This is a genomic window from Arthrobacter sp. TmtSoilC51 (genome assembly GCF_055388015.1).
In genome coordinates this window covers 1,404,315-1,428,729 of sequence record NZ_AP035877.1, presented here as the reverse complement: position 1 = coordinate 1,428,729, position 24,415 = coordinate 1,404,315, and the positions used below count along the sequence as shown (strand labels likewise).

Annotated in this window: 23 protein-coding genes, 1 pseudogene and 1 riboswitch; of the genes and pseudogenes, 8 read left to right on the top strand and 16 right to left on the bottom strand. The window is 63.4% G+C overall.

Annotation, left to right across the window (positions count from 1 at the left end; translation table 11 throughout):
* The first annotated feature begins 74 nt into the window (after positions 1–74).
* The gene (locus ACZ5G6_RS06620; protein WP_498690298.1) at positions 75–2,291 is read left to right on the top strand and encodes a hypothetical protein; all 2,217 of its coding nucleotides are present in this window, start codon (positions 75–77) and stop codon (positions 2,289–2,291) included.
* 23 nt (positions 2,292–2,314) lie between these two features.
* Here ACZ5G6_RS06620 and ACZ5G6_RS06615 read toward each other — a convergent pair whose 3' ends face one another.
* On the bottom strand, positions 2,315–2,467 hold the full coding sequence (locus ACZ5G6_RS06615) for a hypothetical protein (protein WP_223936285.1): 153 nt from the start codon (positions 2,465–2,467) through the stop codon (positions 2,315–2,317).
* Between the two features lie 159 nt (positions 2,468–2,626).
* On the opposite strand from ACZ5G6_RS06615, the gene ACZ5G6_RS06610 reads away from it, so the two are divergent.
* Positions 2,627–2,893 carry a hypothetical protein gene (locus ACZ5G6_RS06610; protein ID WP_498690296.1) on the top strand — a complete coding sequence of 89 codons (267 nt, stop codon included), beginning with the start codon at positions 2,627–2,629 and terminating at the stop codon, positions 2,891–2,893.
* Positions 2,894–2,996: 103 nt separating this feature from the next.
* Positions 2,997–3,868 (top strand): annotated as a pseudogene (locus ACZ5G6_RS06605) (cation diffusion facilitator family transporter).
* Between the two features lie 3 nt (positions 3,869–3,871).
* Here ACZ5G6_RS06605 and ACZ5G6_RS06600 read toward each other — a convergent pair.
* From ACZ5G6_RS06600 to glyA, 13 genes are all read right to left on the bottom strand, one after another.
* On the bottom strand, positions 3,872–4,957 hold the full coding sequence (locus tag ACZ5G6_RS06600) for a YihY/virulence factor BrkB family protein (protein ID WP_498690294.1): 1,086 nt from the start codon (positions 4,955–4,957) through the stop codon (positions 3,872–3,874).
* Positions 4,884–5,561, bottom strand: coding sequence for a 2'-5' RNA ligase family protein (locus ACZ5G6_RS06595; protein ID WP_223936283.1), 678 nt, complete (start codon positions 5,559–5,561; stop codon positions 4,884–4,886). Before ACZ5G6_RS06595 ends, ACZ5G6_RS06600 begins: the two co-directional genes overlap by 74 nt.
* A gap of 4 nt (positions 5,562–5,565) precedes the next feature.
* A complete protein-coding gene (gene trpS / locus ACZ5G6_RS06590) occupies positions 5,566–6,690 on the bottom strand; it encodes a tryptophan--tRNA ligase (RefSeq protein WP_223936282.1) in 1,125 nt (374 codons plus the stop codon).
* A 21-nt stretch (positions 6,691–6,711) separates the two neighbouring features.
* Positions 6,712–7,545, bottom strand: a complete 834-nt coding sequence (locus ACZ5G6_RS06585; RefSeq protein ID WP_498690290.1) for an exodeoxyribonuclease III — start codon at positions 7,543–7,545, stop codon at positions 6,712–6,714.
* A gap of 10 nt (positions 7,546–7,555) precedes the next feature.
* Positions 7,556–8,122, bottom strand: coding sequence for a hypothetical protein (locus tag ACZ5G6_RS06580; RefSeq protein WP_498690288.1), 567 nt, complete (start codon positions 8,120–8,122; stop codon positions 7,556–7,558).
* A 66-nt stretch (positions 8,123–8,188) separates the two neighbouring features.
* Complete coding sequence (locus ACZ5G6_RS06575; RefSeq protein ID WP_223936279.1) at positions 8,189–9,022, bottom strand: ABC transporter permease; 834 nt, start codon at positions 9,020–9,022, stop codon at positions 8,189–8,191.
* Positions 9,019–9,858, bottom strand: coding sequence for an ABC transporter permease (locus ACZ5G6_RS06570; RefSeq protein WP_498691781.1), 840 nt, complete (start codon positions 9,856–9,858; stop codon positions 9,019–9,021). The genes ACZ5G6_RS06575 and ACZ5G6_RS06570 overlap by 4 nt, the downstream gene beginning before the upstream one ends.
* Positions 9,859–9,915: 57 nt before the next feature.
* Positions 9,916–10,845 (bottom strand): ABC transporter ATP-binding protein, encoded by a 930-nt coding sequence (locus tag ACZ5G6_RS06565; protein WP_498690285.1) that lies wholly within the window; start codon positions 10,843–10,845, stop codon positions 9,916–9,918.
* 149 nt (positions 10,846–10,994) lie between these two features.
* Positions 10,995–11,315, bottom strand: a complete 321-nt coding sequence (locus ACZ5G6_RS06560; RefSeq protein WP_223936277.1) for an SHOCT domain-containing protein — start codon at positions 11,313–11,315, stop codon at positions 10,995–10,997.
* A gap of 150 nt (positions 11,316–11,465) precedes the next feature.
* Complete coding sequence (locus ACZ5G6_RS06555) at positions 11,466–12,131, bottom strand: response regulator (protein ID WP_498690281.1); 666 nt, start codon at positions 12,129–12,131, stop codon at positions 11,466–11,468.
* On the bottom strand, positions 12,128–13,339 hold the full coding sequence (locus tag ACZ5G6_RS06550; protein ID WP_223936275.1) for a sensor histidine kinase: 1,212 nt from the start codon (positions 13,337–13,339) through the stop codon (positions 12,128–12,130). Before ACZ5G6_RS06550 ends, ACZ5G6_RS06555 begins: the two co-directional genes overlap by 4 nt.
* Before the next feature lie 106 nt (positions 13,340–13,445).
* Complete coding sequence (locus ACZ5G6_RS06545) at positions 13,446–14,339, bottom strand: bifunctional methylenetetrahydrofolate dehydrogenase/methenyltetrahydrofolate cyclohydrolase (protein WP_223936274.1); 894 nt, start codon at positions 14,337–14,339, stop codon at positions 13,446–13,448.
* A gap of 137 nt (positions 14,340–14,476) precedes the next feature.
* The gene (gene glyA / locus ACZ5G6_RS06540; RefSeq protein ID WP_498690280.1) at positions 14,477–15,769 is read right to left on the bottom strand and encodes a serine hydroxymethyltransferase; all 1,293 of its coding nucleotides are present in this window, start codon (positions 15,767–15,769) and stop codon (positions 14,477–14,479) included.
* Positions 15,770–15,884: 115 nt separating this feature from the next.
* Positions 15,885–15,970, bottom strand: a riboswitch (ZMP/ZTP riboswitch).
* 35 nt (positions 15,971–16,005) lie between these two features.
* Between glyA and purU the strand changes: the two genes are divergently transcribed.
* The 3 genes from purU to ACZ5G6_RS06525 all read left to right on the top strand — a co-directional run bounded on the left by purU (position 16,006) and on the right by ACZ5G6_RS06525 (position 18,149).
* Positions 16,006–16,866, top strand: a complete 861-nt coding sequence (purU, locus tag ACZ5G6_RS06535; RefSeq protein WP_223936272.1) for a formyltetrahydrofolate deformylase — start codon at positions 16,006–16,008, stop codon at positions 16,864–16,866.
* Positions 16,867–16,887: 21 nt separating this feature from the next.
* A complete protein-coding gene (locus ACZ5G6_RS06530) occupies positions 16,888–17,553 on the top strand; it encodes a class I SAM-dependent methyltransferase (RefSeq protein WP_223936271.1) in 666 nt (221 codons plus the stop codon).
* Positions 17,554–17,627: 74 nt separating this feature from the next.
* Positions 17,628–18,149: a gamma carbonic anhydrase family protein gene (locus ACZ5G6_RS06525; RefSeq protein WP_223936270.1), complete on the top strand. Its 522-nt coding sequence runs from the start codon at positions 17,628–17,630 to the stop codon at positions 18,147–18,149.
* A 55-nt stretch (positions 18,150–18,204) separates the two neighbouring features.
* On the opposite strand, the gene ACZ5G6_RS06520 is transcribed toward ACZ5G6_RS06525, so the two are convergent.
* Both ACZ5G6_RS06520 and ACZ5G6_RS06515 read right to left on the bottom strand, forming a co-directional pair.
* Positions 18,205–19,905 carry a flavin monoamine oxidase family protein gene (locus ACZ5G6_RS06520; protein WP_498690274.1) on the bottom strand — a complete coding sequence of 567 codons (1,701 nt, stop codon included), beginning with the start codon at positions 19,903–19,905 and terminating at the stop codon, positions 18,205–18,207.
* Complete coding sequence (locus ACZ5G6_RS06515) at positions 19,905–21,389, bottom strand: amino acid permease (RefSeq protein ID WP_498691780.1); 1,485 nt, start codon at positions 21,387–21,389, stop codon at positions 19,905–19,907. Before ACZ5G6_RS06515 ends, ACZ5G6_RS06520 begins: the two co-directional genes overlap by 1 nt.
* Before the next feature lie 140 nt (positions 21,390–21,529).
* Here ACZ5G6_RS06515 and alr point away from each other — a divergent pair, with 140 nt between their 5' ends.
* On the top strand, positions 21,530–22,768 hold the full coding sequence (gene alr / locus ACZ5G6_RS06510) for an alanine racemase (RefSeq protein WP_498690272.1): 1,239 nt from the start codon (positions 21,530–21,532) through the stop codon (positions 22,766–22,768).
* Entirely contained in the window at positions 22,758–24,383 is a 1,626-nt protein-coding gene (locus ACZ5G6_RS06505; protein WP_498690271.1) for a PucR family transcriptional regulator, read from the top strand. The genes alr and ACZ5G6_RS06505 overlap by 11 nt, the downstream gene beginning before the upstream one ends.
* Positions 24,384–24,415 lie beyond the last annotated feature (32 nt).

Genomic DNA, 24,415 nt, shown 5'->3' with positions numbered 1-24,415 from the left:
CAAGAGGGTTTATGCTCGTCAATAGTTATGAGCATTAACTATTTCAATCACCACGAAACCTGGAGGGCGTGCGAGTGCACACAATTACCGGAAAAATCGACCGGAAGGCTCTCGTACAGCGGCACAATGTGCATCAGAGACGTCTCGATCCCAGAAGCCCGCTTTCCGTGGGCAATGGCGAGTTCGCCTTCACCGTTGATGTCACTGGACTCCAGTCCCTGCCAGGGGCCTACCCGGTTTGGGACCGTGACGACCTGCCACCGGGAACACTCCTCGGCACACAGTCCCAGTGGGGATGGCACTCCGTGCCACCGGCCCAGCCCTACGAACTCGCGGGCTCCACAGTCCTTTACGACTCGCCCCGGGGCCCCGTGCCCTACGTGGACATGGTGGGCGACATCGTCAACGATCGCGAAACGGATACATCCCTTGCCGAGACATGGTTGAGGGCAAACCCCCATCGCTTGGATCTGGCGCGGATAGGCTTCAGGTTGGTGCAGGACGGGACGGAACGCGGCCTGACCGAAGCTGACGTGGCGAACCCCGAGCAAACAATTGACCTGTGGACGGGCATTGTCACCAGCGCCTTCACGCTGGCGGGCCACCGAATAAAGGTCACGACGGCGTGCCACCCCGACCGCGACGAACTCGGCTTCCGCGTGGAGTCGACAGCACTGGGCGCCGGCCTGCTTATAGGCATCAGCTTCCCTTACGGCTCCGAGGCCTGGCACGACGCCGCGGACTGGGACAATCCCGATGCCCACACCACCTCGCTCGACGGCCCGGTGACGTCCGAAGAGCACGATGGCTGCGCAACATGGACAGTCCGCCGGGAACTCGATGCGGCCCGCTATGAGGTGGTGATCACCGGCCAGAACCTGACAGTGGAGCAGGCCGAACAGCACCAACTCCGAGTAGCCCCTGCTACGGCCGGAGGTACGGACGCCACCGATGCGCTGGACTTCTCCGTCACTTTCCTTTCCGCCGGAGATGGCGACTGCATCCCAAGAGGCAACAACAGGCCAACAGCCATGACACCAGCGGTGAGTCCTGACGCCACTGGCCGGACCGGCGTCGAGCTTTCACCTGCCAGTAGCGTCACCGCAGCATCCGAGGCCTATTGGCAGCGATTCTGGTCCTCAGGCGGGGCGATCGAACTTGATGCGACCGACGATCCCAGGGCAAAGGAACTTGAGCGCCGGATTGTTCTATCGCAGTACCTGACTGCGGTCAATTGCTCGGGCTCGCTGCCGCCCCAGGAAACGGGACTTGTCTGCAATTCGTGGCGAGGCCGCTTCCATCTGGAAATGCACTGGTGGCACGCCGCGCACTTTGCACACTGGAACCGGACAGAACTCTTGCTGCCATCGTTGCGGTGGTACTCCACGGTGCTTGAAAACTCCCGCCAGACTGCCAGGATGCAGGGATTCGACGGCGTCCGCTGGCCCAAGCAGACCGGACCGGACGGCAGGGAAAGCCCAAGTCCGATCGGGACATTCCTGATCTGGCAGCAGCCGCATCCCATTCATTTGGCCGAGCTCGTATATCGGGCAAACCCCAGCCGTGAAGTGTTGGAAGAATTCGCGGACATTGTGTTCGAGTCAGCTGCCTTCATGGCCAGCTTCGCCCACCCAACGCAGCGCGGATTCGAGCTAGGGCCACCCTTGATTCCTGCACAGGAAAGCTACGGCTCCATCCGGGCAACGGTCACCAATCCCACGTTTGAGTTGGCCTACTGGCAGTGGGGCCTGCGAACAGCCATTGCCTGGCGCGATCGGCTGGGTTTGGAACCTGTGCCGGAATGGTCGGACGTGGCAGATGGCATGGTGCCGCCCCGCGTGATCGATGGCGTGTACGCTGCGATCGACGTGGAGCCCTTCACCATCCGCACGGACCACCCGTCGATGCTGTGCGCGCTTGGTGTCCTGCCCCTGACGGACCTGATCGACCCTGGGATCATGCGGGCAACGCTCACCGATGTGCTTGCCGACTGGGACTGGGGAAGCACTTGGGGGTGGGACTACCCAGTGATGGCCATGACAGCCGCCCGCTTGGAGGACCCCGAGGCCGCCGTCGATGCCCTTCTGCTGGACGCCGGAAAAAACACCGTGCTGGCCAATGGGCATAACCGCCAAACGGATTCGCTGCCGCTGTATCTGCCCGGGAACGGCGGACTCCTCGCTGCCGTCGCGTTGATGGCCGCTGGATGGGACAACGGACCCAACAGGCATGCCCCGGGGTTTCCGGCCGACTGGACGGTCGCGTGGGAGGGCCTGGTTCAAGCGCCCTAGCCTGAGCCAGGACGCCCGCAGCATTATTCCCGGCGGGGTCCGACCGCCGCGCCAACCAGGGCACCCAGCCCGAGGCCTACGAGGATTCCCACGAAGGGAGAGTTGAAGATGAGCTGTCCGACTACGAGTCCGGCCGCGGCCCCGAGGAGGCATGCGATCCAAAGCTGGCTATTCATAGCACCTCCTGTGAGGAACGGGACGGCCGTTTCCCACCGACGTCGCAACAGGTTTGTGTTTGAAGCTATCAGTCGGGATGTTCATACGAAAACAGGTTCCACCGCGGGTGCTTGGAGTGCCCTTGGGGTCGGTTGTCGGCCGGAAGGCATGTATGTTCCTTGGCTGAGAAAGCCGGGAAGAGCTCAGCCGCCGTTTCCCAGCACCTGGCCAAGATGCGGCTCGCTCGGATGGTCTCCACACGCCAAGAGGGGACCAAGGTCTACTACCGCCTTGCCGACGGGCATGCCTGGCAACTCGTTGCCGATGCCATTCACCAAGCGGAACACGCGATTGGCACCGCACCACACCACGGCATCGACGCCCACCAGGCAGAGGGCCGGGAACGGCGAAAGCGAACACCACAGGGGTCACGAGCACACTCATGATGATGACCACTCTCACCATCACGACCACCGCACGTTCAAGGCTTGGTTGAAGGAGGTTTTCCTTCCCCACTCCCACGATTCGGCGGACTCTGTCGACGAGGCGATGGAATCGAGCTCCGAAGGAATCCGCGCGGTCAAGCTCTCACTGCTCGGACTCGGCGCCACGTCACTTTTCCAGTTGGCCATAGTCTTGGTTAGCGGTTCGGTGGCACTGCTGGCCGACACGGTGCACAACTTTTCAGATGCCCTCACGGCAGTGCCGCTGTGGGTTGCGTTTCTGCTTGGTCGGCGTCCGGCCACCCGCACCTATACCCATGGCTTCGGCCGAGCCGAAGATCTGGCCGGATTGTTTATCGTGGCCATGATCGCCCTCTCCGCGGTCATCGCTGCCGTCGAGTCCATCCACCGTTTCTTCGCACCACAACCAGTTCAGAACCTGGGGTGGGTTATGGCTGCAGGGCTGGTCGGGTTCGCCGGTAATGAACTCGTGGCGATCTACCGGATCCGAGTCGGCCGAAGGATAGGATCAGCAGCCTTGGTCGCCGACGGAATCCATGCCCGCACGGACGGCTTCACGTCCTTGGCGGTGATCGCCGGCGTCATCGGTATCTGGCTGGGATTCCCGCTGGCCGACCCCATCGTGGGTCTGTTGATCTCCGCTGTCATCAGCGTGCTGCTTTGGGAACAATCCGTGACATCGGCCGCAGGCTCATGGACGGCGTCGATCCGGCCCTTACTGACAAACTTGGAGCAGTGGTACATAAGCACGCCCCTGCCGAATCCACCTCCCGGCTCAGATGGTCCGGCCATAAACTGCACGCCGAAATCAGAGTCCCCGCATCGGCCCTCACTGACCTTGCTGAGCTGTCCAAACTGTCCGGCGAACTCAAACACGCAGCGACGCATTCCCTGCCCAACGTGGGCTCAGTCACCGTCATTCCAGTGTTTGTGAAGCGAACCCAAGAGGACCGCTGACCCCTATGTCCGGGGCGTTGTTCGGCGTGAACCCAGGACCTTCTTGCGAGGCGTCTCCCCGCCTGCAGTGTCCGCCTCGCGGATAGCGGCCCACGAAGCGGAAACGAGATACACCTGGCTTACCAGGTTGAACCAGATGAGCAGGCCGATGATGATGGCGAACGAGGCGAGGACGGGGTTGTGTCCTGCCCTGGCGAGGAGTTCCGTGCTGAATAACTGAAGCACCGTGGTACCTATGCCAGCCAGCGCAACTCCTTCGATGAACGCTTGGCGCCCCAACTTGAGGCCACCTGCAATATGGAACAACACGGCCGCCGTCGCGCAGTTCAGCAGGAGGGGGACCACCACCTTGACGACGGCTGCCACGGGCGCGGCGACCGCTTCATCCAACCTGAGAAGGTCGAAGATCCAGGCAGCGGCCGTGCCAAAGACCAAGGAAGCGCCGGCACTGACCACGAGGATCACCCCAAGGAGCAGGAGCGTACCGGCGTCGATCAATTTCTGCAGGACGGGGCTGCGTTGCAGGGGGTTTGCGTCCGTCACACCCCGCAGGCCTTCCCTGACGCTGGCAATCCAGCCAAGCGACGTGAAGATGGTGACCGCTGCCGCAATGACGGCTGTCCATCCAAGACCGGACGGATTGAGCAACGATTGCGGGTCGACGAGTCCTTCGCCGCCATTCACTTGGAGGAGCCCCGGAGCTGCAGAGGCGACACTGCGAATGACTGCGTCTTCCAGCACCGGGTTGCCGCCCAGGACGATCCCGGCGATGGCAAAACCAGTAGTGAGGAGACCTGTGACGGAGAAGAACATGTTGAAGCCGATCCCGGCACTCAGAAGTGGCCCGTGCTGCCGGGTGTAGTTCTGGAAGGATCGCACGGCCCGGTTGGTGTTCAGCCTTGCGAGCAGGAGGGCAAAAAGGGCACCGGCCCTCTTCGGCAGGCCTTCACCGGCGCGCTTGGCGTGGCCCCAGTCCTGCCGCTTATGAAGGAGTTGAAGTTTTAGCTTGGCCAGCTCAGTTGGCAGCGGAGGATTGTCCGCCTGTGGATGTTGATTCCGCCTGCTGCGTTTTGTCAGTGTCGCCGCCAAAGTCGAGCTCTTCCCGTAGCTGCCAAATTCCATTGGTGTCGTGCTCGTAGAGTCCCATGCTAACCACTGGGAAGGTTGCCCGGTAATCTCTCAGGACCGTTTCGGCCTCGTCGAGGTTTTCCTTGGAAACATCATGGGCCACGGTGACATGCGGGTGGTAAGGGAAGGGAAGCAACCGCTCAAGCGGACCTGTCTGGAGTTTTTCGTGCAGTTGTACACACTCTTCAAAACCCTCTTCGACGTTAACGAACACCACGGGCGAAACGGGCCGGAAAGAACCAGTGCCGGAAATGGTGATGGTGAACGGTTCCTGCGAGCGGGCGACATCGCGCACGTGGTCCCGGGTGGCGGCCCAGTCCTGGGTGGGCGTGGTGGTGATAAGCGTGATGTGGGCGGGGATGACGTCAGCCATGGGATCGCCAAAGGATGCCCTCCAGGCCTGCAGTTCCCGCGCGATCTCCGGTGGGAAACCGAGGATCACGCCAACGCACATGGTGTCACCGGCACCGCAATCGGTGCCGGTAACCGCGGGCTGGCGGGATTCGTCCGGACCGACGCCTTGAGGGGTACCGGTCTGGACGTTGAGCTGGCCAGCTGCGCACATGGGCTTAGCGGACTCCTTGCTCGCCGCGGTAAGCATCCCCGCGGTAGGGCAGGAAGCCCACCTTGGAGTAGACGTCCGCGAGCGTTGCCGAAGCGATCTCACGGGCTTTGTCCGCACCGTGAGCCAGGAGACGGTCAAGTTCAGCCGGATCCGCCAGGAGCTCGTTGGCACGCTCACGGATGGGTGAAAGGTGACCGGAGACGAGTTCGGCGAGGTCTACCTTGAGGTGGCCATACATCTTGCCCTGGTAATCGGCGACGATTTTCTCCACCGGAGTGCCGCTGATAGCCGAGTAAATGGTGAGCAAGTTGGAGACGCCCGGCTTGTTTTCACGGTCGTAGCGGATCTCGGTCTCAGTATCAGTGACAGCGGATTTGATGCGCTTGGCCACGGTCTTGGGGTCATCGAGCAGGTTGATGAGGCCCGCGGGTGACTCGGCAGACTTGGACATCTTGGCCGTGGGGTTCTGGAGATCGTAAATCTTTGCCGATTCCTTCTGGATGAAGGGCTCGGGCACCTGGAACGTCTCGCCGAAACGGCTGTTGAAGCGGTTGGCGAGATCCCGGCTGAGCTCCACGTGCTGGCGCTGGTCTTCGCCCACGGGTACGCCGTGCGGCTGGTAGAGCAGGATGTCTGCGGCCTGCAGGATGGGATAGGTAAAGAGGCCGACGCTGGCGTGGTCCGATCCCTGCTTCTGCGCCTTGTCCTTGAACTGGGTCATGCGGCCGGCTTCACCCATGCCCGTGATGCAGTTCAGTACCCAGGCGAGCTGGGCGTGCTCCGGAACCTGCGATTGCACGAACAGGGTGCACTTCTCCACGTCCACTCCGCCAGCGATGTACTGGGCGGCAGTGACCCTGGTGCGGCGGGCGAGTTCGGCAGGATCCTGCGGAACGGTAATGGCATGCAGATCCGGAATGAAGAATACGGCGTCGTACTCGTCCTGCATGCGGACCCAGTTGACCAGGGCGCCAAGGTAGTTGCCAAGGTGCAGGGAGTCAGCAGAGGGCTGCATACCTGAAAGGACGCGCTGCTTGGCGCCAACGGCAAGCTTGGTGGAGGTCACGGTACTCCCGCTGGGCAGTGTGGCGGCTGGGGTGCCGGTTTCAGTCGTGATGGAGCTAGTCATTGAGCAATACTTTCGTGAAGCTTAGAGCCGGTAGTCCACTACCAGCGGTGCGTGGTCTGAGAAGCGGGTGTCCCACGAAGGCGCCCGGTCCACCACAGCCGAGAACGCGGCTGCTGCAAGTCCGGGAGTAGCCAGGTGGTAGTCGATGCGCCAGCCTGTGTCAGTGTCAAAGGCCTTCCCGCGCTGGGACCACCAAGTGTAGGGGCCGGCGACATTTCCTGCCAGGCCCCTGTGGACATCCCTCCATCCGATTTCATCACCCAGGAAGCGGTCGAAATACGCGCGCTCCTCCGGCAGGAAACCGGCACGCTTAACGTTGCCTTTCCAGTTCTTGATATCGAGTTCAGTGTGTCCGACGTTGAGGTCGCCAACTACCAGCGCGTGATCGCTGTGCTTGGCGAGCTCGGGGAGGCGTGTGGTCATGGCGTCAAGGAAGCGGTACTTGTCCTCCTGCTTGGGCGTACCTGCCTCACCGGAGTGAACGTATGCGCTGACCACGGACAACGTGGAGGATTCGCCTTGGGTGTTCCTGACGGAGAAATCCGCTTCAACCCAGCGGCCCGCGGTGGCGAAGTAGTCATCGCCGATTCCCACCCGGGTGGCAGTGGGTTCCTCGCGGGAAGCAATGGCAACCCCTGCGCGACCCTTTGCCTCAGCCTCGGCGTGGAGGATGTACCAACCTTCGCCGAGCAGGGTGTTGACGATTGCATCAGGAGCGCGGACTTCCTGCAGGCAGAGGATGTCTACCTCGCGTGGCTCCAGCCATTCCGCCATACCATTCTTGTAGGCAGCCCGAAGGCCATTGACGTTGACCGATGCGATGCGAAGGAAGTCCTTCTTCAATGCCGTACTCACCCGGTCTACTCTAGTCGATGATGGTGCCGGCCACGGGCTCGTCCGAGCCACCTGCGGGCTTGATCATGTCACGGGCGTTGGTGGCCGTGATGGCGATGGTTTCCAGGGCGCGGTTGATGGTGTCCTGGTTGGCCCCTGCCCCTTTGGCGCGTTCCTCGTCCACGACGCGGACCTGCACCTGCACGATCTTGAAGGAGTGGTCCAGCTTGAGGTCACGGACGTCGTCGGCTTGGCTGCGCTCGGCAACAACGCGCGTACCGCCGCTGTCAGCCGAGGACGACGACGGCGCGCGGCCGGTTGCCGAGTTGAAAGCGGCCTGCGCTTCGCTCAACTTCGCCCCCGCCCGCCGCGCGGCCCTGCGGATGCTGAACACCACGAATGTTGCAAGGGCGAGCCAGCCGAAAGCCACCACCGCCACGACCCAACCCACAACATCGTTCTGGTTGGCGGCAAAAATGACGGCCACCAGGAAGGCGATGATGACCACAGTCATCCCGAGGCCGCCGATGCGGAAGCCTTTGAAGAGGCCTTTGCCTGAGGAGGAAGTGGACGGGTGCGGGTCACCGAGAGATTGCATGAGTCAATTGTCGCAAACCCCGAAAGGTGCCTACGCCGCTTCCACGGATGGCGAACACAAACTCCCTCACTTGAGGAACAGTTGGCGCAGCCGTCCAGTGGTCAGCATGATCCCCAGCGCAATCATCACGAGGTAGTAGCCAACGTGAATGGCAGTCGCAGGACTGAACGAGCCCACGCTGATCTGTCGTAGCAACTCAACTCCGTGCCACAGGGGCATGGCCTGGATAAACCACTGGATGTACTGCGGGTAGACGCTGAGCGGGTAGAACGTGGCGCTGAACAGGAACATGGGCAGCAGGAAGAAGTTGATCCAGTCCATCTGTTGGAACGTCTTCATGAAGCTGGTGATGCCCATGCCGAAGCTCGCGAAACCAAAAGCAATCAGCACTGACGCAGGGATGACCAGGATGGCCCACCAGGTAGTGATCAGGCCCATGACCCCCATCACCGCGGTGAACCCCGTGGCGTAGAGAAGGCCCCGCAACAGTGCCAGGAAGATCTCGCCCATTGCCACGTCCAGCGGGCCGAGGGATGTGTAGAGCATCCCTTGGTACAGCTTGGCGAAGTTCATCTTGAAGAAGACGTTCCACGTGGAATCGTAGATGGCGCCGTTCATGGCTGAGACCGCCAGGAGTGCCGGCGCTATGTAGGCCGCGTAGCTGATGTCCTCACCACCAGGTCCTTGCACTTCGCCCACGATTGAGCCCATACCCACGCCCATGGCCAACAGGAAGAGCACGGGCTCGAAGAACCCGGACAACAGCACCAGCCACGTACTGGATTTGGCTGCCATGAGCCCACGCGCCACCACCGCTTTGGCATTACGGGAGTAAAGGGGACCGAATTTCCGCTCGCGTGCCACATCCGTGGCGCTGTGGCCGCCGGTCAGGATACTCATGAGCCCATCCTCTTCACGAATTGGCGCCTCACCAGCAGCCAGCCAATGGTGGCGGTTCCCAGCAGGAAAACCACATGGGCAATGGTCAGCAAGGGGTTCTCGTCCATGCCATAAGTGAAGACGCGTCCCAGCTCTGTTCCGTGCCACACGGGCGAAATCCAGCCGATCCAGCGGACAGCCCACGGCAACGTGTCCAGCGGGAAGAACGTCCCGGAGAACAGGAACAGGGGCATGACCACGAACCGCTGCACCAAAGCGAACTGCCCCTTGTCCTCGGTGATGCTTGCGGCGTAGGCCATCAATGGCAAGCCGAAGGACAGGGCTGCCGTGGTAGCAACCAGCGCGGCTACCCATCCCCAGGGACTTGGGGATGCCCCAAACATGGCCACCACCGCGAAGTAGATCAACGACTGAAGCAGGAACCTGAGCGTGCTGGCCATGATGTGGCCGCTCGCGATTTGCTGCGGAACCAACGGTGAAGCGTGCGGACCGTAGAAAACCCGCCGCCATTTGAAGCCGTCCGTAACCGGGTAGGAGAACTCCCCTGACGCCGTCATCACCGCCGCGGAAACCAGTAGCGCCGGTGCGACGAACTCCAAGTAGCGGACGCCGCCGAACGCCGATTCGCTGTTCGCGTCTACCAGGCTTGCCAAGCCCACGCCCATGGCGAAGAGGTACGCCACCGGCTGGCCCACGCTGTACAGGAACACGGACCAGCCGTAATTGCGCATGACGCGAAGCACCTGTTCGGCGTAGAAAAAGGAACCCCAACGCCGCGCCCTGGCCGCCGAGACGGCAGGCGAGTGTGCCCGCAACGGCTGGTCCGCCGTCGTGATTGGCCTGGCAGTACCTTCACCGAAAGGTCCCAACGGTTCCCTGGTCAATGGGGCTCCCTAGTCAATGAGGCTCCTACCAGTGAGCCGGAGGAACACGTCCTCCAGCGAAGAACGGCGCACCAAGGAAGTCATCGGGTGCAGCCCCCGTGCCGAGACCTGCTCCAGCGCCGCCTCGCCGTCATGCGTATAAATGAGTACGCGGTCAGGCAGGGTCTCGAGTCGCTCGCCAATGCCCTGGAGTTCGACGCCGATGCGCGAGTTCCGATCGGACCCGAACCTGAGTTCAAGTACTTCCCGGGAGGAGTGCTCGCGGATCAGGCTGGCCGGCGATCCCTCGGCCATGATCTTGCCCTTGTCCACCACGATCAGGCGGTCGCAGAGCTGCTCTGCCTCATCCATGTAGTGGGTGGTCAGGATCAGTGTTACGCCGTTTTCCTTGAGCCTGAACAGGCGGTCCCAGAGAATGTGCCGGGCTTGCGGGTCAAGGCCCGTGGTGGGCTCGTCCAGCAGCAGGATGCGGGGTTCGTTGATGAGCGAACGGGCGATCGTCAAGCGCCGCTTCATGCCGCCGGAGAGGGCATCTACCTTGGCGTTGGCCTTGTCCGTCAGCTGCGCGAACTCCAGCAGTTCGTCGGCTTTGGGGCGCAGGTAGCTCAGGGGCAGGCCGAAGTAGCGGCCGTAGACGATGAGGTTTTCGCGGACTTTGAGTTCCTGGTCGAGGTTGTCCTGCTGTGGCACCACGCCCAGATGCGCCCGGACCTCGGGCCCATGGTTTTCCGGATCCAGGCCCATGATGTTCAGCGTTCCCGACGTGCGCTGGGAGACGCCACCGATCATCTTCATGGTGGTGGATTTGCCGGCACCGTTGGGGCCGAGCAGCCCAAAGGACTCTCCCGCCGCAACGTCGAAGGAGATGTTGTCCACGGCTGTGAGCTCGCCATAGGTCTTGGTGAGGTTCCGCGCGCTGATGACGGTGGGTGGGTTCATGTCGAAGCTGGTTTGCGACGATTTCGAGTATGTTGCAGAGCCGATTGCTTCATTGTGCACCCTCAGCAGACTAGTAGCGCAAACGAATATGTGAAAGGGCTCTTGCAGATATTTTTGCAAGAGCCCTCTCGGTTGTTGGTGGCGCCATGTCAGGACGGTGGCTGCGAACGCAGGACCTCCAGGCGCTGCCGGAACTCGGTCTCGTCAATCTCGCCCCGCGCATACCGCTCGCGCAGCACACCCTCAGCGCCTTGGGTTGCCGCCCAGTGATGGTTGCGCCGCCAGGCCCGCCGGCCCACGAAAATGAACAGGAAGATCACGAGGATCCAGAACAGCGGGAACAGCAGGAAGAACGGCCAGTACGTGCCGTCTCCCCATGGACCATGCGCGACGACGGTGGCCGGCAGTTGTGCCAGCGCTCCCCCGAGCGTGGTGGTCTCCCCGACGATTGAAGTCAATGCGGTGAACATGTCAGTGATCCAAACTCTCTCCGCCGGTGCCCGGCGTGAACCGTCTTTCGGCTCTGGTTTGAGTCTGCTCGCGGGCGGTTGCTGCCGCGTCCGCCGTCGGGAGTCACTTGGTAGCAGACCCCTACTCCGTGTGGAGTGGCCGGGCGGCGGTTAGCTGCTCCAACCGGGCCGGACCAAGCCCGATTCGTAGGCGAGAACCACCAGCTGCGAGCGGTCCCTCACCATGAGCTTGGTCATGATGCGCGAAACATGGGTCTTGGCGGTCAAGGGCGTGATGAAAAGGCGCTCCGCGATCTCGGCGTTGTTCAGGCCCTCGCCCACCAGCTTCAGGACCTCGCGTTCACGATCCGTGACCTGATCCAGTGGAACCACTTTTCCCGCGGCCCGGCTCTGCGCCGCCAACTGGGCCATGATGCGGCGGGTCACCGACGGCGAGAGGAGGGCATCGCCATCGTGGACCACCCGGACAGCGCGGATGAGTTCCTCGGGCTCGGTGTCTTTGACCAGGAATCCCGCCGCACCAGCACGGACGGCCTCGGCGATGTATTCATCGAGCTCGAACGTGGTCAGGATGATGATGCGCGTCCCGATCAGCGCCGGATCCGCGAGGATCCTACGGGTGGCGGTAAGGCCGTCGTCGTCAGGCATGCGGATGTCCATGAGGATGACGTCCGGTTTCTCGTGTGCAGCCATTCGCACGGCATCGCGGCCGGTCCCGGCTTCGGCCACCACTTCCATATCCGGCTCGGCATCCAGGAGCGCACGGAAGCCTGCCCGGATGAGGGTTTGGTCGTCGGCGAGGAGGATGCGGATCACGGGAGGTTTCCTTCAGGATTTTGGGTTATGGGCAGCACAGCTTCGACGCTCAGTCCGGGATGCAGTTCGCGCAACGTAAGCGTCCCGCCCAAGGCAGCCGCCCTCTCCCGCATCCCCATGAGTCCGTTGCCCGGAAGCGCCCCACCCATGCCCGCGCCGTCGTCGTTGACCCGTACGGTCAGCACCCCCTCACCGCTGGTGAGGCTCACGACGGCGGTTTGGGCGCCCGAGTGCCTACCGACGTTGGTCAAGGCCTCCTGGATGATCCGATAGGCAGCCTCCTGCTGGGCTGGACCGATCTGGGCTGGACCGATCTGGGCTGGACCAACCAGCGCAGGGTCCGTCCTGTCCTCAAGGCGCACCTGCAGGCCTCCCAGCTCCGCGTTCTTCACCAGTTCGGGGATCCTTGCCAGCGTTGGCCGCGCTGCCGGGCTCAGCGGGACGTCATCGCGCAGCACGCCCAGGAGTTGGCGGACCTCCATCAGGGATTCCTTGCTGGCCGCCTTGATGGCTTCCAGTGCGGGCCGGAGCTTCTCGGGATCGTCGGCGCCCACGTGGAGCGCCACCGACGCCTGGACGTTGATCATGGACAGTGAATGCGCCACGACATCGTGGATATCGCGGGCAAGGGTCAGCCGGTACTCGTCGCGCTCAGCCTGCTGGGCAGCCTCACGCCGCCGCCGGTATTCCGCGAACCGTTCACGCCGGCGTCGGAATCCCTCCCCCAGCAACACGAGGATGGCCGCCCACGCCACGCCGGCGGACGCGCGAAGCGGCCAGTTGTTGTCCCCTGCCAAGGCTGCAGCCAGCACAACCGAAGCCGCGGCGATTCCGGCACCCATCCATGCCTGCCACCGGAGCCCGGCCGACGCCGTCAGGATGATGGACAGCGCCAAGGACAAGGCGATCGGCCCCCACGCATAGCCGAGCCACAGGTAGGTGCCCGTTGCCACCAGCGCCACGGGAAGCATGATGGCCGGCCTGCGTTTCCGGAACGCTAAAGCGGCCGGACCCGCCAGCAGCAGCAGGAAGGCGAGCGCGTCCAAAAGCCGCGGAGCATCCTGATGGCTCGCAGCAGCCAACGTCCCCACCACCTGGATCACGGCCACCGTGATGACGATGAAGCTCGTAGGTGGACCCGCAAAACGGCGTGGACCCGGTGCTCGCTGGGACCCAGGGAAACGGGGCTGCGGGAAACGGGGCTGCATACACCGAGCCTAGCTTTGGTCCGGTTGTTCGTCGTCGGGTTAACGGAGCAGGGCGCCTACTCCTGGCGGAGTAGGCGCCCTTGGCTCTGTTCTGTTCACGCAGGCGTCAGGCGATTCCTGCTGCGCGCTCGGCGCTCTCCACAACGTTGGCGAGCAGCATGGCACGGGTCATCGGACCCACGCCGCCCGGGTTCGGGGACAGCCAGGCGGCGACGTCGGCAGCTGCGGGGTCCACGTCTCCGGTGACCACAGCCTTGCCGTTACCGTCCTCCACGCGGCTGACGCCGACGTCGAGCACGATAGCGCCCGGCTTGAGGTCTTCAGCCTTGATCATGTGCGGTACGCCCGCAGCGGCAATTACGACGTCGGCCTGCTTGAGTTCCGCAGGCAGGTCAACGGTTCCTGTGTGGGCCAGGATGACGGTGGCGTTGACTTCCTTGCGAGTGAGCAGGAGGCCAATGGGGCGGCCGATGGTGACCCCGCGGCCTACTACCAGGACGCGCTTGCCCTTGAGCTCGATGCCGTGCCGGCGCATCAGTTCCACGCAGCCCTTGGGCGTGCAGGGAAGCGGAGACTTCATTTCGCCACTGACGTTGGCCACCAGGCGGCCGAGGTTCATGGGGTGCAGGCCGTCGGCGTCCTTGTTTGGATCCATGGCTTCCAGGATGACGTCCTGGTCAATGTGCTTGGGCAGCGGCAACTGAACGATGTAGCCCGTGCATTCCGGGTTCTCGTTGAGCTCGCGGACAACCTTCAGGAGGTCTTCCTGGGAGATGTCCTCGGGCAGGTCGCGGCGGATGGACTGAATGCCCACCTCTGCGCAGTCCTTGTGCTTGCCGGCGACGTACCAGGTGCTGCCGGGATCTGAACCCACCAGGATGGTACCCAGGCCGGGGACGATGCCCTTGGCTGCGAGGACGGAAACGCGTTCGGTCAGTTCTGCCTTGATGGCTGCGGCGGTGGCCTTGCCGTCAAGGATCTGTGCGGTGGACTGTGTCATTCCATCTGCTCTTTCTGGTGGGTGACCTATTTCGAAAGCCTCTTGGCAGGCTCATGCCAACGGGATCCGCCGCCGATGGGTGTGGCGGCGGATCCCGTTGGCTCCGGTTCAGTGCCCGGCAGTGCTTTATGCGTGGGTTACCACTGCTCGTGCTGCGGGTACAGCGGGAAGTCGGCGGCGAGCTTGTCCACGCGGGCCTGGAGGGCCTCGACCTCGGTAGCGGAGCCAGCCTTCAGGGCAGTAGCGATGATCTCGGCAACCTCGGTGAATTCTGCAGCACCGAATCCGCGGGTAGCCAGTGCAGGCGTACCGATGCGGAGGCCGGAGGTGACCATCGGCGGACGGGGATCGAACGGAACGGCGTTGCGGTTCACGGTGATGCCCACGGAGTGCAGGAGGTCTTCAGCCTGCTGGCCGTCCAGCTGCGAGTTACGCAGGTCAACAAGGACCAAGTGGACGTCCGTGCCGCCGGTGAGGACCGAGACGCCGGCGTCGGCGACGTCGGACTGGTTCAGGCGGTCAGCGATGATCTTGGCACCCTCGAGGACACGCTCCTGGCGCTCCTTGAATTCTTCGCTGCCTGCGATCTTGAAGGCAACGGCCTTGGCGGCGATGACGTGCATGAGCGGGCCACCCTGCTGGCCCGGGAAGACGTTGGAGTTGAGCTTCTTGGCCCACTCTTCCTTGGCCAGGATCACACCGGAACGCGGACCTGCAAGGGTCTTGTGCACGGTGGAGGTGACGACGTCGGAGTGCGGGACCGGGCTCGGGTGCAGGCCTGCTGCAACCAGTCCGGCGAAGTGTGCCATGTCCGTCCACAGGAGCGCGCCAACCTCGTCGGCGATGGAGCGGAAGGCAGCGAAGTCGAGGTGGCGCGGGTAAGCGGACCAGCCAGCGATGATGACCTGCGGCTTCTCGGCGATGGCCTGCTCGCGGAGCTTGTCCATGTCGATGCGGAAGTTGTCTTCTTCAACCTGGTAGGCAGCTACGTTGTAGAGCTTGCCGGAGAAGTTCAGTTTCATGCCGTGGGTCAGGTGGCCGCCGTGTGCCAGGGAGAGGCCCAGGATCTTGTCGCCAGGGGTGATCATGGCGGACAGTGCAGCAGCGTTGGCCTGCGCACCGGAGTGCGGCTGGACGTTGGCGTACTCGGCGCCGAAAAGGGCCTTGACGCGGTCGATGGCGAGCTGCTCGGCGACGTCTACGTACTCACAACCGCCGTAGTAACGCTTGCCCGGGTAACCCTCGGCGTACTTGTTGGTCAGGACGGAGCCCTGTGCTTCCATGACGGCGCGCGGGGCGAAGTTTTCGGAGGCGATCATTTCCAGGGTGCCGCGCTGGCGGCCGAGTTCCTGGTCGAGGACTGCTGCGATCTCGGGATCGAGCTCAGCGAGCGACTGGTTGCTGACAGACGCGGAAGTGGTGGTAGGCACGGAGATCTCCTGGCTAGGCAACGGGTGGTGCTACAGGTCAGGCTACCGGCAGCAGCATTCCCGCGTCCCCTTGATTACGGAGGCATCGGTCACGTGCAAGCAGCGGTAAGACATGACCCTCGGCCCAGGCGTACGATCCGTGGTCTTCGTGATTGCCGCTCCCTGGTGGTAGCCCACCCAACGCCAGTTGCGACCCGTTAACAGTACAACAACACAGCACGGGTAGGCTTATCCGCGTGACTGACTCCGCCTCGCCTGCTGCTTTTGTTGTAACACTCTCCTGCCCCGACCGCCCCGGCATCGTCCACGCGGTAGCCGGAGCCTTGCTTGAGGCGGGCTGCAACATCGCCGATTCCCAGCAGTACGGAAGCCCCAGCACCGGCAACTTCTTCATGCGCGTGGAGGCTACGACGTCGTCTTCCCAGGACGAGCTGGCCGCCGCACTGCGGCCGGTCGCAGAGTCCTTTGGCATGACGTGGCAGATCAACCCGGTGGGCCGGAAGGTCCGTACCATCATCCTGTGTTCCAAGGATGCGCACTGCCTCAACGACCTCCTGTTCCAGCAGCGCACGGGAACCCTGCCAATCGAGGTCCCGGCGATCGTTTCGAACCACCGCGACCTTGAGGAGCTGGCGCAGTTCTACGGGATCCCGTTCCACCACATTCCCGTGACGCCGGAGACCAAGCCCCAGGCCGAGGCCGCACTCTTGAAACTGATTGCAGAGCACGACATCGAACTGACCGTCCTGGCGCGTTACATGCAGGTCCTTTCCAATGAGCTCTGCACGGAATTGAACGGCAAGGCCATTAACATCCACCACTCGTTCCTGCCTTCCTTCAAGGGTGCCAAGCCGTACCACCAGGCCCACGCGCGCGGTGTGAAGATCATCGGCGCTACGGCCCACTATGTGACGGCCGACCTCGATGAGGGCCCGATCATCGAGCAGGAAGTCATCCGCGTGGACCACGCCCGCACTGCTGCGCAGTTCGTTCAGATGGGCCGCGACGTTGAGGGCCGCACGCTTGCCCAGGCAGTCCAGTGGCACGCAGAACACCGCGTGCTTTTGGATGGCACCCGGACCGTGGTGTTCAACTAAGGCCACCCCTAAGCTGGGGGTATGCAGGGCATCCCCGAAGCCGACCATGAGGCTGACCTCGCAGTTTTCTACGACCGCCAAGCTCCCATCCCCAGCACCCGCGCACTGACGCCGCACCGCATCGAGTGCCGGGAATGGTTCATCCGGCTGCTCAAGGATGAGCACCGGCACTCGGTGTTCGAGCTCGGCTGTGGCACCGGGGTGGAAGGCCTGGAGTTCGTCCGTTCCGGCCTCCACTACACCGGCGTGGACCTCTCGTCAGAGAGCGTTCACGTGGCGCGCTCGGCAGGGCTCGAAGCTACCGTCGCCAGTGGTCGCCAGTTGCCGTTCCCCGATTCGGTGTTCTCGGCCGTTTGGACCATGAGCACGCTGCTGCATGTCCCCAACAGCAGAATCCACGACGTCGTCAGCGAACTCGTGCGGGTCAGCGCGGCTGGTGCGCCAATCGCCGTCGGGCTTTGGTCTGGTGAGGACGTGGAGGTTTACAACCCCGAGGACCTGGATGAACCTCGCCGTTTCTTCAGCCGCCGCAGTGACGAGACCGTGCGGCGGATCTTCGGCGAGCACGGCTCGATTGAGCATTTCCGGACCTGGCCCGAGGGCACCGCCCTGGAGTCCGGTCCGGGAGCGGGCAACTGGACGCAGCACTACCAATTCCTGGTCCTGCGAACCCCCTCACCCAACTAAGTCGCATTTGTGCGCGTTTTGAGCACTCATAACGCGCTCAACTGCTACGTAGTTGGGGAACTATGCTGGGGCTCATGGCTCCCTCTTACACATTTGCCGGGGACACCCCGGCCATCCATGAATCTGCCTTCGTGGCACCAACCGCATCGATCATCGGCAAGGCCACGTTGGCCGAGGACTCCAGCGCCTTCTACGGAGTATCGGTCCGCGCCGATACGGCCGCCATCAGTGTCGGCGCCGGATCGAACCTGCAAGACAACGTGGTCCTGCATGCCGACCCTGGCTTCCCCTGCACCGTAGGCGAGCGCGTGAGTGTAGGCCACAGCGCCGTGGTCCACGGCTGCACTGTGGAGGACGACTGCCTCATCGGCATGAGCGCCACCATCCTCAACGGCGCAGTGATCGGCACGGGCTCGCTCATTGCAGCCGGCGCCGTTGTCCTGGAAGGCACGGTTATTCCCCCGCGCTCACTCGTGGCCGGAGTCCCCGCCAAGGTTCGCCGCGAACTGACCGACGAAGAATTCGACGGCGTCAAGCACAACGCCGCCCACTACAAGGAGCTCGCCGCGGCGCACCGGGAAATGCACGCGTCCTAACGACAATGCGGGGCCTGCGATTGGTTTGGGACGCAGGGCAGGCCCCGCAACGCATCTAGTCCAGGCTGATCGGGCCGAACTCGTCCAGCAGGTCGCCCGGACCCGGGTTGCTTGCAACAGAGGATCCACCCAAGTGGTTCACCACACCCCACACGGCGTTCAGGCCCGTGGTCACGGCGCCCTCGGCCCAGCCAGCGGTGAAGGAAACGTCGTCGCCGGCGAGGAAGATGCCACGCTGGCTCTCCGGCAGCTCATCTTGCTTGAAATGTGTGAAGAGCCGCTGCTGGTACCGGTAATGCCCCGGCAGGTTGGCTTTGAAGGCACCCATGAAGTTGGGGTCTGCTTCCCAGGACACGGTGATCGGCTGCCCCACGATGTGGCTGGCGATGTCCAGGCCCGGGTAAATCTGCTCCAACGAATGCAACATGAGCTTGACGCGCTCTTCGGCAGTGAGGGCAAGCCATTTCAGCGCGTCATCGTTCCATGTGTAGGACAGGAGGATGACGGCGGGCTTGTCAGGGCCGTCGTCGAGCAAGTATGTGGCCCGGTTGAGGCGGTCGGTGAGCGTCATGGACAGGACTTCGCGTCCGGTTTCCGGATCGATGTCCTTCCAGAAGGGCCTGTCCACCATCACGAACGTCTTGGACGACTGCATGTAGTGCGAGCGCTCGATCGCCGTCCACAGCTCGGCCGGGAACAGCGCCTCCTCGGTGTGGATCCGCGTGGACAGCAGCCACGACTGGCACGTGGTCACCACCGCTTGGTAGGTGGCCTCTCGTCCCCAATTTTCGCGGACTACCAAGTCCCCGTTATCCGCCCGGCGAATATTGTCCACGGCTCCGCGCGGCGAGCCAGAGTGCAGCGACGCCAGCGAGGTGCCTTGCGGCCAGTACTTAAGGTCCGACGGCGCGTGGTTCCACAATGCCTCGGGTAGCCTTTGCGCTCCTCCCGCTATGAGCCGGTGCTGGTCGTCTGCGTCGGTGTAGACAACCCGGAGGATCTCCAGGATGGAGTTGGGGAAGTCGGTGTCCCAGCCACCGGTGCCGAAGCCCACCTGGCCGAAGGCTTCGCGGTGGGCGAAGCCGGCCTCCTTGAAGGACTTGCTGGCTGCGATGAATCCGTAGAACGTCTGCTCGTCCAGTTCGGGCAGGACGGCGTTCCAGAGTTCCTTGATCCGCTTGGTATCACGGGCCTTGATGGCTTCCTGCATTTGCGCGAAAGCAGCGCCATCGTTGATGGCAGCCTTCCAGGCGTCGGCCACTTCGCGGAAGAATTCCGGTAGCTCGTCCGCCGTGGTGGCGTAGTGCTTCTTGCCGGCGAGTTCGATCACCGTGCTGGACGTCGCCGGGGCCATCGGGTTGGGGAAGTCATGCGTTTCCAGCCCAAGCAGGTCCACGTAGTGGTAGAAGGCCTTGCCGGAAACCGGGAAGCGCATGCCACCAAGGTCTGCCACTACACCGGGAGCGGATGGGAAGCCGGCGGTCCTCAGCCGGCCACCGATCTGGTCGGCCTCGTAGATGACAGGCTTGAGGCCGAGCTTCATCAGCTCATAGGCCGTGACGAGCCCGGAAAGGCCCGCACCGATGACGGCGACTTCCGTGCCGTAGCGGTCTTCCGGGAGGACGCCGAGCCCGTCCGGGTGTGCGAGGTAATGGTCGTAGCTGAACGGGAAGTCCGGGTTCAGCATGGTGATGGGGGCTTCAGCGGCCTCGCCGGCAGGGGCTTCAACGAGGGGTAGTTCGGTGGCGATGGTCATCAGTTTGCGGCCTTCACGGGTTCCGGGCTCACGGCCCTGGTGGTGGTCAGTTCACGGTAGTCCTGTTCGCTGAGCGCGGCTACCTTGGAATTCCGGCGTCCATAGCCGAAGTAGATGGCGATGCCCACGAGCATCCAGACCCCGAAGGTGATCCAGGTATCGGCGCCGAGGTTGAGCATCAGGAAAGCACACATGAGTGTGCCCAGGATCGGAGTGATCGGGTACAGGGGGACCTTGAAGCTGCGGTCAAGGTCAGGGCGGTTCCGCCGGAGATAGATCACGGCGACGTTGACCAGCGCGAAGGCAAAGAGCGTGCCGATGCTGGTGGCGTCTGCCAACGCACCCAGCGGGACCAAGCCGGCGGTGAGTGCGACGGCGGTACCTACTATCAGGGTTCCGGCAACTGGCGTGCCGGTGCGGCGGGAGACGCGGCCAAAGACCTTGGGCACCATGCCGTCGCGGGACATCGATAGCAGGATGCGGGTCTGGCCGTAAAGCACCGTCAGCACGATGCTGGCGATGGCAAGCACTGCACCGGCAGAGAAGACCAGCGCGATCCAGGGCTGGCCGGTGATCTCGTGCAGAATCTGGACCAGGGCAGCTTCCGTGCCATCGAACCAGCCCCAGGGACGGGCACCGATAGCGGCAACGGAAACCAGGACATAGATGCTGGTGACAATCACCATGGAGAGCATGATGGCGCGGGGCAGGTCCCGCTTGGGGTTCCTGGCTTCCTCGCCAGCGGTGGAGGCGGCATCGAATCCGATGTAGGAGAAGAACACGCTTGACGCTGCAGCAGAGACACCGGCTGCGCCCATGGGCATGAGGGGCTCGAAGTTGCCGGCGTTGAATGCTGTGAAAGCCACTGCGCAGAAGAAGATCAGGATGCCCACCTTGATGATGACGATCGCGGTGTTGATCCATGCACTTTCACGGGCGCCCCGTACCAGCAGGATCATGGCGAGAACCACGATCACCATGGCGGGAATATTCACCACCCCACCATCGCCCGGGGGCTGGCTCATGGCCTCGGGCAGGACCTGTCCAAACGCAGCCAAGGTCTCGTTGACGTACTGGCCCGCGCCTACAGCTACAGCTGCCACGGAGACCGCGTATTCCAGCACCAGGCACCAGCCGCAGATCCAGGCCATGCCCTCGCCCATGGTGGCGTAAGAGTAGGAGTAGCTGGAACCTGCCACCGGGACCAGCCCGGCCATTTCCGCGTAGGACACGGCCGAGAAAAGCGCAGCCAAACCAGCGATCACGAAGGAGATCCAGATGGCCGGACCTGCCAGCGGCACGGACTCCCCAAGGATCACCAGGATGCCGGTGCCCAGTGTTGCTCCGACGCTGATCATGGTCAACTGCAGGACGCCGAAGCTGCGTACCAGCGGGGTGCCGCCTTCGCCGGTTCCGGCCTCGCTGGCCATCTGCCCGATCGGCTTGCGGCGCAGGAGTTGGGCACCGAGGCTTGGCCTGGCCATGCTCGTCGCCGTTGAGTTTTGAGTGTTCACAGGCACAGTCACCCTTGACGTCCCTTCAAAGTAGTTTCGATTTCCCCTCCACAAGACTGGCATGTGAGCCACCTCTCACAATGGTGCAAAATGACCTATAGTGTTCAACCATGAGACGTATTGCACAGTACCAAGAGGGCGGTTCGCTGGCCCTCTCCGGCCAGGTCAGAGTGGACCTGTCCGCCATTTCAGACAACATCAAGGCCCTGAAGAACCGGACCAAGGCACCCTTCTTCATGGCCGTGGTGAAGGGCAACGCCTACGGTCATGGCCTCGTGGAAGTCGCCCGCACGGCCGTCGCTTCAGGAGCCGACTGGCTCGGAACCGCGCAGCTCACCGAAGCCATCGCACTGCGCAAAGCCGGCATCACTGAGCCGATCCTTTCGTGGCTGTATCTGGCATCCCAGACGAGCGACACCATCCTGGAAGCCCTGGAAAACGACATCGATGTGTCCCTCGGCAGCGTCCACCAGCTGCAGGTGCTGGCAGGTATCGCCGAACGCCTGGGCCGTCCCGCCGTCGTGCATCTTGAGCTTGACAGCGGACTCAGCCGCGGCGGGGCGCGACAGGAGGATTGGGCTGAGCTCGTAGCGCATGCCCGCCAGGCAGAAGTGGACGGCACCGTCCTGGTACGCGGCATCTGGACCCATTTGGCGTGGGCAGACGTACCCGCGCATCCTGGCAACGCCAGCGCCGTCGCCGAGTTCGAGGACGCCGTCCGCGAGGCGCGCGAGGCCGGACTGAACCCTCAACTCCGGCACGTTTCCAGCTCGGCCAACATCCTGGACCGGCCGGAATTCCACTTCGACATGGTCCGGGCGGGACTGGCAATCTACGGCCTCGCGCCAGCAGACCACCTCAATCCGACCGACTTCGGATTGAGGCCCGCCCTCAGCGTCACGGCGCCGCTGGTAATGGTCAAGAAAGTCCCCGCGGGTACGGGCGTCAGCTACGAGCACCAAGCCATCACCTATGAACCCCGCTACCTGGGGCTCATTCCCCTCGGCTATGCGGACGGCATCCCGAAAGGCATCAGTGGCCGCTCGGTGGTGAACATCGGAGGGCGAAGCGTCCCGGTCATCGGCAAGGTCTGCATGGACCAATTCATGGTGGACCTGGGACCGGACGCCACCGGGATCGATGTCGGCGATACTGCCGTGTTGTTCGGCGACCCCGCCACCGGTGCGGCGAGCGCCGACGATTGGGGCGCCGCGATCGGCAGCCATGGGGATGAGATCATCAACAGGATCGCGCCGCGGCTGTCACGCGTCTATGCCGCTGGGGACGCCGCCTACGAGTGCCCTGACTACCAGGAGCCGGCAACTGCCGGGCAGGACAATGTTGCCTGAGCCCGCCACCGCCCGCCTGAGTTTTGTTACGCTGGAGCAGTTCCTGGAGCAGCTGCCGCCCGAGCTGAAAATGCTTCACGACGGCGGCAGCGGCGCCTCGCTGCTCCGGTGGGTGGAACCCAGCGAGTTGGAAGACCCCACGCCGTATCTTCCCGAGGGCGAGTTCCTGCTCACCGCCGGGCTGCCTTTCCTTGGGGAAGGCGGCTCGGCGGCCAACGTGGACGCCTACGTGCGTCGGTTGGTGGATGCGAAGGTGGCGGCGCTCGGATTTGGCATCAGGCCCTATTTCGACGCCGTCCCCGACGTACTCCTCGACGCTTGCCGGAGGCACAACCTCACCCTTTTCGAGGTACCTGAGTCCCTTCCCTTCGCCGCGATTGGCCTGGAATTCTCCCAGCTCCTGGAATCGGACAACGCCCGGGTGTTCCGACAGCTGGCCGAAACCAACCGCCAACTCATGCGGGCAGTCCTCTCCCCCAGGCCGGAACACGAATTGCTGGCAGCCCTGGTCCAGCGGGTGCCCGTGTGGGCGCTGCTGGTAGGGGCGGACGGACGGGTGCGGGCGCGCGGGCACAATGCCGGCGGCAGCACCGGCGTCGAGCATTCCCTGCTGGCGCCGCTGCTGGAGCGGCTGCTGACAGGCAGCGGACCGCGCGTGGAGATGGATGGTTTCGAGCAGCCTGGTTCCGCCCTGGTGTTCGGTCATCCACTGCGCAGCACCAAGGATGCCAACCTCGGGGCGCTGATTCTTGGCTCGGACGCCCCGCTGACGCCAGCCCAGAACAACGTGGTGCAGTCGGCGGTGGGTTTGCTCGAGCTGCTGGTGCGGCAACGGACCAGCGGATCCCTGGCTCCGAGCCAGCTGGCTACGGCCCTGCTCCTCCATCCGGACACACTGACCACAGGCCCCACCAAGCACATCAACGGGCTCAAGGACCTGCTGGCGCAAAGCCTCTCCTCCACCCGCTCCGGCCAAATGCGGGTTGTGCAGGGCATCAAGGCGGACTCCCCGGACTGGCCTGCCGGCGACGGCCCGGTCCGCGAGCTGTTGCAGTGGCGGAGGTTGTTCGATACCAAGCTTGTGGAAATAACCGACTACGGCTTCGCGGCCATCACCCGTTTGAAGGTGGACGACGCGCTGCTTGCCGACGTCGAAAAGCTTGGATGGAGGCTGGCGATCGGCGAGCCCACCGAACTCACCGGGCTTGCCGCGGCCTATCAGCGGGTAAGTTCGCTGCGCGGGCGGGTGTTGTCGAGCGGAAAGAGTGTCCGCGTGGACGAAGTGCAGTGGTCTGTGACTGGTCTTCTGGGACGCGAGGCAGGGACCATGCTGGCTGAGCGCCTCCTTGCCCCGGTGTTGTCCTTGGAATCTGACCGCCGCGACTCCCTCCTGTCGGTGCTGCGCGGGTGGCTCAACGAAAACGGCAGCTGGGACGGTTCCGCCAAGCTGCTGGGCCTGCACCGCAACAGCGTCCGCCGGCAAATAGGCGTCCTCGGTGAGCTGCTCGACAAGGACCTCAACCAGGCACAGGTCCGTGCAGAACTATGGATCGCGCTGCAGTACGCGGATGAGTTGGTTCCCGGATTGTCCGGGCCCGACGGAAGCGGCTCCTAGGTGTACTGAGTCAGGACGTTGGTTACATCGTG